We start from the raw sequence: 7,163 nt of genomic DNA, 5'->3' as shown, positions 1-7,163 counted from the left end.
CCAACAATGTCTTCGAATTCAATCGAGGCAAAATTTTCTTGCTCTCAAAGGAACCTCAAACGAGGTTCAAATACATAAGCTCTACTGGCTTAGTTCACTAGCACACTGTTGAGTTCTCAAGCAACACACCCCGAATCGCACCACTCACGCGGCCTTATCCGAAGCAGTTATTTCTTGGCTTTTGTCCGGAGCACACTCTAACACCTGCTCGAAACTGCCGTTTCAGCGGGGTAGAGTTACCTCTCCGGTTCGGGGCCACCCACTCTACCACCATCTGGTGGGAGCTTGGTTCGTGTTCCCGGCGGCCGCTCGGTTTCCCTGGCGACGAAGAGAACATTACACGGCCCGAAACCGGCGTTTACAGGGGGGTCCCCTTTTTCGCGCCGGGGCTCTGACCTGCGTCGATCGGGCCTTCCCCCGGAACCGGCTCTCCATGCGTGGCGACGACCGTCAGCACGACGAGGGCGGCGGCGAGCCCGGCGGTGATGTGGATGGGCGCGGGCGTGAACGAAGCGGCGAGCACGAGCACCGCGGTCACCGGGAACCCGATCGCGATCGGACGGCATTCGTTGGTCGGGCCGATGTGCATCAGCCAGACGCTGAGCAGGTAGATCGCGACGGGCACCGTCGTGGCCATGGCGGCGGGCAGCGAGGCGACGTGTCCGGTGTGGGTGTCGTAGTCGACGGCGACTTCGAGGCCGGCGCCGAGCGCGGCCGCCGAGGCGAAGATCAGGTAGTGCCCATAACCCCAGCTCGCGACGGTGAACAGGCTCTTCGCCTTCTCGAGCCGGACGTGGCCCGGCTGGTCGAAGTACAGCCACCACAGGGAGAAGAGCAGCACGAGCCCCGCGGCGGCGAGCGAGATCAGGCTGCCGGTGTGCTCGCCTTTGTCCAGCCCCTCCTTGACCGCGGTGGTCGCGCCGAGGATGGATTCACCCAGCACGATGATCGTGAACAGGCCGTAGCGCTCGGCGATGTGGTGCGGATGCCAGCCCGTCCAGCGCTTGCGTTCGGCGATCATCGGGACCGCGAGTTCGGCCACCAGGAGCACGAAGAACGACGGCAGCGCCAGCGACTCCGGCAGGCCGAGGCGGATGATCCACAGGATCTGGACGATCGTGATGCCGATGGCGTACCGCACCGCGGCCGGGCGGCAGTGCGGATCGGTCCGCGCGGCGCGCAGCCATTGCACGACCATCGCCAGCCGCATCAGGACGTAACCGGCCACCATGATCGTGAAGTCGCCCTCGAAGGCCGACGAGACACCGGCGGCGACGGTCAGCCCGCCGGCGATCTGCACCAACGTCACCAGCCGGTACGGGACGTCGTCGGTGTCGAACGAGGACGCGAACCAGCTGAAGTTCAGCCAGCCCCACCAGATCGCGAAGAACACCATCCCGAAGCTGAGCACCCCGTGCCCGATGTGGTTTTCGGCGATCGCGTGGTGCAGACCGGCGGCCGCCTGCGCGACGGCGACCACGAAACACAGGTCGAACAACAGCTCCAGCGGGGTCGCGACCCGGTGCCCTTCACCGGAATCGCGCATCGTCATCGGCCGGTACCAGACCCGCAGCCGACTCCGCCGTACAGAACTCTCCGCCATCACCGTTCCTCCACGCTCGATCTGCGGAAGATCTTCGCAGCCGGGAGCGGTTCACACACTCCGAGGAAGGCGCGGCGAGTGGGCCCGGGCCGGGTGCACCTCCCCAGGCGACCCCGCGCGGACCCACCCGCGCGAATGCCTCACCGGGACTCGGCTCGTCAGTGGTGGTGAGCCGGGCTGCCGCCGAACGGTCCCCCGCGGACGCCGACGGCCGTCCACCGGCTCGTGACCGTGGGTGTCCATTCCCAAAACTCCGGACTCACCACGATCGCTTCGCCGATCGATCCATCCCCGATCGATCGACAGAAATACCACTGTCGGTAGCCAAGACACAGCAGTGAAGGCTCCGTTAGGTCTACCCGGTTGCTCTGAGTAGCACCAGAGGATGACGGCGTCAGTCACTCGGATGGAGCATCGGTCTTGCCGAACGTAGTCATCGGCACGCACGGATGACTCAGCCGCGTTGGCTGTCGGCCGCAGCCCGCTCGGCTTCCTCCCGCTCGGTGAGCAAACGCCGCTTCCGGCGGGCACGAAGTTCGATCACGGCGAGTAAAAGCGCCGAACTCGTCAGGACGGCGGCGCACAGCATCGCCGCGGTCAGCGCCGACGGGTAGCCACCGTTCGCGCCCAGCACCGCGTGGAAGACCGAGGCCAGCACGACGGTGCCGATCGCCGTGCCGATCCGCTGTCCGGTCTGCAACGCTCCCCCGGCCACCCCCGCCATCGACGTCGGGACGCATTCCAGGGTCAGCGTGGTGTTGGGCGAGATGACCATGCCACCGCCGACGCCCGCGACGAGCAACGGCAGCGCGAACCACCAGCCCGCCGCGGCGCCGGGATCCTGCCCGGCGAGAACGGCGACCGTGATCATCCCGGCGATCACCATGACCAGCCCGGCGACGGTGAGCTTGCGGCCCCATTTCGCCACCAGCCGTCCCGCGATCGCCGCCGACACGGCCGAACCGAGGGCGAAGGAGGTGACGGCGAGCCCGGATTGCAGTGGCGTGTAGCCGAGGCCCTGCTGGAAGAAGATGGCGAAGACCAGCCACATCCCGGTGAACCCGCTGAAGTACAGCGCGCCGACGGCGGCACCGGTGGCATAGCCCGGGGTGCCGGTGAACAGCCGGGTGTCGAGCAGCGGCGGACGGCCGCGCCGCACCATCGAGCGTTCCCAGCGCACGAACGCGAAACCGAAGACCACCGCGACCACGAACAGCCACCACAGGCTGCTGAGCCCACCCTGTTCGGATTCGATCAGCGGGAGCAGGACACCGAGGACGGCGACACCCAGCAGCATGACGCCGACGAAGTCGATCTCGCCCCGCAGGCTTCTCGCCGGTGTCTCCGGTTTCGGGAGCCATCTCAAAGCGAGGGCGAACGCCAGGATCCCGATGGGCACGTTCACGTAGAAGACCCAGCGCCAGCCTTCCGGATCGCCGAAGACCGCGAGGATCACGCCGCCGAGCACGGGTCCGACGGCGGTCGAGATCCCGACGGTGGCGCCGAACATGCCGAACGCGCGGCCTCGTTCCGCGCCGCGGAACAGGTCCTGGATCATCCCGCTGTTCTGCGGCGTCATCATGCCCGAGGCGAAACCCTGCAGCAGCCGCGCGATGATCAGCGTCGTCTCGTTCGGCGCCGCACCGGCGAACGCGCTGGTCAGCACGAAGGCGGCGAGCGCGAACAGGAACATGCGGCGGCGGCCGAGCGCGTCGCCGAGCCTGCCGCCGGACACCAGCACCAGCCCGAAGGCCAGCGCGTAGCCCGACACGACCCACTGGATCCCGCCGCTCGACGCGCCGAGATCCTTCTGGATCGACGGCAGCGCCGTGTTGACGATGCTGACGTCGAGCAGGCCCATGAACCCGGCGGCAAGGGAGACGGCGAGCGCCTTCCAACGCCGGGGATCGGGTTCGTAGGTGCTCATCAGGTGCTGGCGGCGATCCCGGGGATCCCCTTGAGCTCACCGATCAGCATCGAAGTCACCTTGACCGGATAGTCGTAGAGCGCGAACACGGTCTGGTTCTTGCCGACCAGCTTCAGATGCACCGGGGTCTCGCCCTTGTGCGCCAGCAACGTCTGCTTCAGTTCGCTGACCACCGACTGGTCGATCTTCTCCGCCGCGGCCAGCAGGACGAGAGGCAGGTCGTCGTCGCCGTTGCCGACCTCGGACAGGTCGAGCGGCACGAGCCCGCCGCCGAAGATGGACATCTTGTCCTCGCGCCAGTTCACCCTGCCCTTGACCAGCACCGCGTTGTCCTCGATGAGATCGGCGGAGAACATCGCGTAGGACTTCGGGAAGTACAGGACCTCGAGCGAGGCATCCATATCCTCGATGGTGCAGATCGCCCAGGGCTCGCCCTTCTTGTTGACCCGGCGTTCCAGCGACGTGATCAGCCCGGAGACGATCAGCTCACCTTCCTTCGGCGGATCGGCGAGGATCGCGGCGATCGGCCGCGGCGCGTGTTTGCGCAGGATGCGTTCGGCGCCGTCCAGCGGATGCGCCGAGACGTAGAGGCCGAGCATCTCCCGTTCGTAGGCCAGGAGCTGCTTGCGCGGATATTCCTCTTCCCCGAACTTCAGATGCGCGAGCGGCGACGAGGACACCGCGTCCCCGCCGTCGTCGTCCCCGCCGAAACCGAAGAGGTCGAACTGCCCCATCGCCTCCTGGCGTTTGAGCGGGACCACGGCTTCGACCGCGTCTTCGTGCACCTGGATCATCGAGAGCCGCGTGTTGCCGAGCGAGTCGAACCCGCCGGCCTTGATCAGCGATTCGATGACGCGCTTGTTGCAGGCCACCAGTTCGGACTTGTCGAGGAAGTCGGTGAAGGAGGAGTACTTCCCCTTCTCCTCGCGGGTCTTGATGATCGACTCGACGACGTTCGCGCCGACGTTGCGGACGGCACCCATACCGAAGCGGATGTCGTCCCCGACGGCCGCGAACCTCAGCGCCGACTCGTTGACGTCCGGCGGAAGCACCTTGATCCCGAGGCGGCGGCACTCCGAAAGGTAGACCGCGGACTTGTCCTTGTTGTCACCCACCGAGGTGAGCAGCGCGGCCATGTACTCCGGCGTGAAGTTCGCCTTGAGGTACGCGGTCCAGTACGAGATCAGGCCGTACGCGGCCGCGTGGCTCTTGTTGAACGCGTAGCCGGCGAAGGGGAGGATCGTGTCCCAGAGCGCTTTGATCGCCTCGGAGGAGAAGCCGCCGGGGAGGAGTTCGCTCGACTTCATCCCCTCTTCGAAGCCGACGAACTCCTTCTCGAGGACTTCCTGCTTCTTCTTACCCATCGCGCGGCGGAGCACGTCCGCGCGGCCCATCGAGTACCCGGCCACTTTCTGGCCGATGTGCATGATCTGCTCCTGATAGACGATCAGGCCGTAGGTGTCGGCCAGGATCTCCTTCAGGGGCTCTTCGAGCTCGGGGTGGATCGGTTTGACCTTTTGCCGCGCGTTCTTGCGGTCGGCGTAGTCGTTGTGCGCGTTCATGCCCATCGGGCCGGGGCGGTACAGCGCGCCCACCGCCACGATGTCGTCGAACACCGTCGGCTGCATCCGGCGCAGCAGGTCACGCATGGGCCCGCCGTCCAGCTGGAACACGCCGAGCGTGTCACCGCGGGAGAGCAGCTTGTACGTCTCCGGGTCTTCGACGCCGAGGGTGTCGAGGTCGATGTCGACCCCGCGGTTGGTCTTGATGTTGTCGATCGCGTCACCGATGACGGTGAGGTTCCGCAGGCCGAGGAAGTCCATCTTCAACAGACCGATGTTCTCGCACGACGGGTAATCCCAGCCGGTGATGATCGAACCGTCGTCGCGCTGCCACAGCGGGATGGCGTCGGTCAGCGGGTCGCAGGACATGATGACCGCGCAGGCGTGGACGCCGGCGTTGCGGATCAGGCCTTCGAGACCACGGGCGGTCTCGAAGATCGTCTTGCACTCTTCGTCGGTCTCGACGAGCGCGCGGACTTCGGCCGCTTCGCCGTAGCGCTCGTGCTTCGAGTCGACGATGCCCGAGAGCGGGATGTCCTTCGCCATGATCGGCGGCGGCAGCGCCTTCGAGATCCGGTCCGCGATCGCGTAGCCCGGCTGGCCGAAGTGGACCCGGGCGGAGTCCTTGATGGCCGCCTTGGTCTTAATGGTGCCGAAGGTGATGACCTGCGCGACCTTGTCCACGCCGTACTTTTCGGTGGCGTAGCGGATCATCTCGCCGCGACGACGGTCGTCGAAGTCGATGTCGATATCGGGCATCGAGACGCGCTCGGGGTTCAGGAACCGCTCGAACAGCAGCTTCTGCGGGATCGGGTCCAGGTTGGTGATACCGAGGACGTACGCGACCAGCGAGCCGGCGGCGGAACCACGGCCGGGGCCGACGCGGATGCCGACCTTACGGGCGTAGTTGATGAGGTCGGCGACGATCAGGAAGTAGGCGGGGAAGCCCTTCCCGATGATGACGTCGAGCTCGATCTCGATGCGCTCGTTGTAGTACGGGTCCGGGACGCCGTCCGGGTACCGCCACTTGAGGCCGCGCGCGACCTCTTCCCGAAGCCAGGTGCCCTGGTCGTAGCCCTCGGGGACCTCGAAGAACGGCAGCCGGTCCTTGTGCGTGTACACGTCCTTGTAGGACTCGACGCGCTCGGCGATCAGCAGCGTCGAGTCGGCGGCGCCGGGGACCTCCTTGTCCCAGTACTCCCGCATGTCGGCGGCCGACTTCAGGTAGTAGCCGTCACCGTCGAACTTGAACCGGTTCGGGTCGTTCAGCGTCTTGCCCGCCTGCACGCACAGCAACGCGGAGTGGGTGTCGGCCTGGTCCTTGGTGACGTAGTGCGAGTCGTTGGTGGCCAGCGGCTTGAGGTCGAGCAGCTTGCCGACCTCGAGCAGGCCTTCACGGACCGACCGCTCGATCGGCAACCCGTGGTCCATCAGCTCGAGGAAGAAGTTGTCGGCGCCGAAGATGTCCTTGTAATCCGACGCGGCCTGGATCGCCTCGGTGCGCTGCCCCAGGCGCAGCCGCGTCTGCACCTCGCCCGAGGGGCAGCCGGTGGTCGCGATGATGCCTTGGTGGTTCTCCGCGATCAGCTCGCGGTCCATCCGGGGCTTGCGGTAGTAACCCTGCATGCTCGCGAGCGAGGAGAGCTTGAACAGGTTGCGCAGGCCGGTGGAGTTCTCGGCGAGCATCGTCATGTGCGTGTACGCCCCGGCACCGGAGACGTCGCCGCCTTCACCGAGCTCGTCGGCGCCACGCTGGTTCGACTGTCCCCAGAAGACCGGCTTCTTGTGGAAGCGGCTCTCCGGCGCGACGTAGGCCTCGATGCCGATGATCGGCTTGAGGTCGTGTTTGACCGCCTGCTGGTAGAACTCGTCCGCGCCGTACATGTTGCCGTGGTCGGTCATCCCGACCGCGGGCATGCCCAAGCGCGCCGCCTCCTTGAACAAGGGGGCGATCTTCGCCGCACCGTCGAGCATCGAGTACTCGGTGTGCACATGCAGGTGGACGAAGGAATCGTTCGACACCAGCGAAAACCTCCCCTAGGCAGACGGATCCCTGGCTGCTTGACGCGGG

The 7,163-nt window shown here is 66.2% G+C and carries 3 protein-coding genes; all 3 read right to left on the bottom strand.

The annotated features are described in order from the left end of the window. Window positions 1–358 precede the first annotated feature (358 nt). On the bottom strand, window positions 359–1,603 hold the full coding sequence (locus tag ACLJO0_RS22020) for a low temperature requirement protein A (RefSeq protein WP_410580314.1): 1,245 nt from the start codon (window positions 1,601–1,603) through the stop codon (window positions 359–361). Between the two features lie 454 nt (window positions 1,604–2,057). Continuing rightward, window positions 2,058–3,530 carry an MFS transporter gene (locus ACLJO0_RS22015; protein WP_410580313.1) on the bottom strand — a complete coding sequence of 491 codons (1,473 nt, stop codon included), beginning with the start codon at window positions 3,528–3,530 and terminating at the stop codon, window positions 2,058–2,060. After that, window positions 3,530–7,114 (bottom strand): DNA polymerase III subunit alpha, encoded by a 3,585-nt coding sequence (gene dnaE / locus ACLJO0_RS22010; protein WP_410580312.1) that lies wholly within the window; start codon window positions 7,112–7,114, stop codon window positions 3,530–3,532. The genes ACLJO0_RS22015 and dnaE overlap by 1 nt, the downstream gene beginning before the upstream one ends. Window positions 7,115–7,163 lie beyond the last annotated feature (49 nt).

This window comes from Amycolatopsis sp. lyj-108, assembly GCF_046549005.1.
GTDB lineage: Bacteria > Actinomycetota > Actinomycetes > Mycobacteriales > Pseudonocardiaceae > Amycolatopsis.
The sequence above is the reverse complement of the archived record's forward strand: the minus strand, read 5'-3'. Positions and strand labels throughout refer to the sequence as shown.

Bases quoted from the DNA above. Each gene is read 5' to 3' on its own strand.
- ACLJO0_RS22015 (WP_410580313.1), bottom strand. From the start codon at position 3,530: ATGAGCACCTACGAACCCGATCCCCGGCGTTGGAAGGCGCTCGCCGTC.
- ACLJO0_RS22020 (WP_410580314.1), bottom strand. From the start codon at position 1,603: ATGGCGGAGAGTTCTGTACGGCGGAGTCGGCTGCGGGTCTGGTACCGG.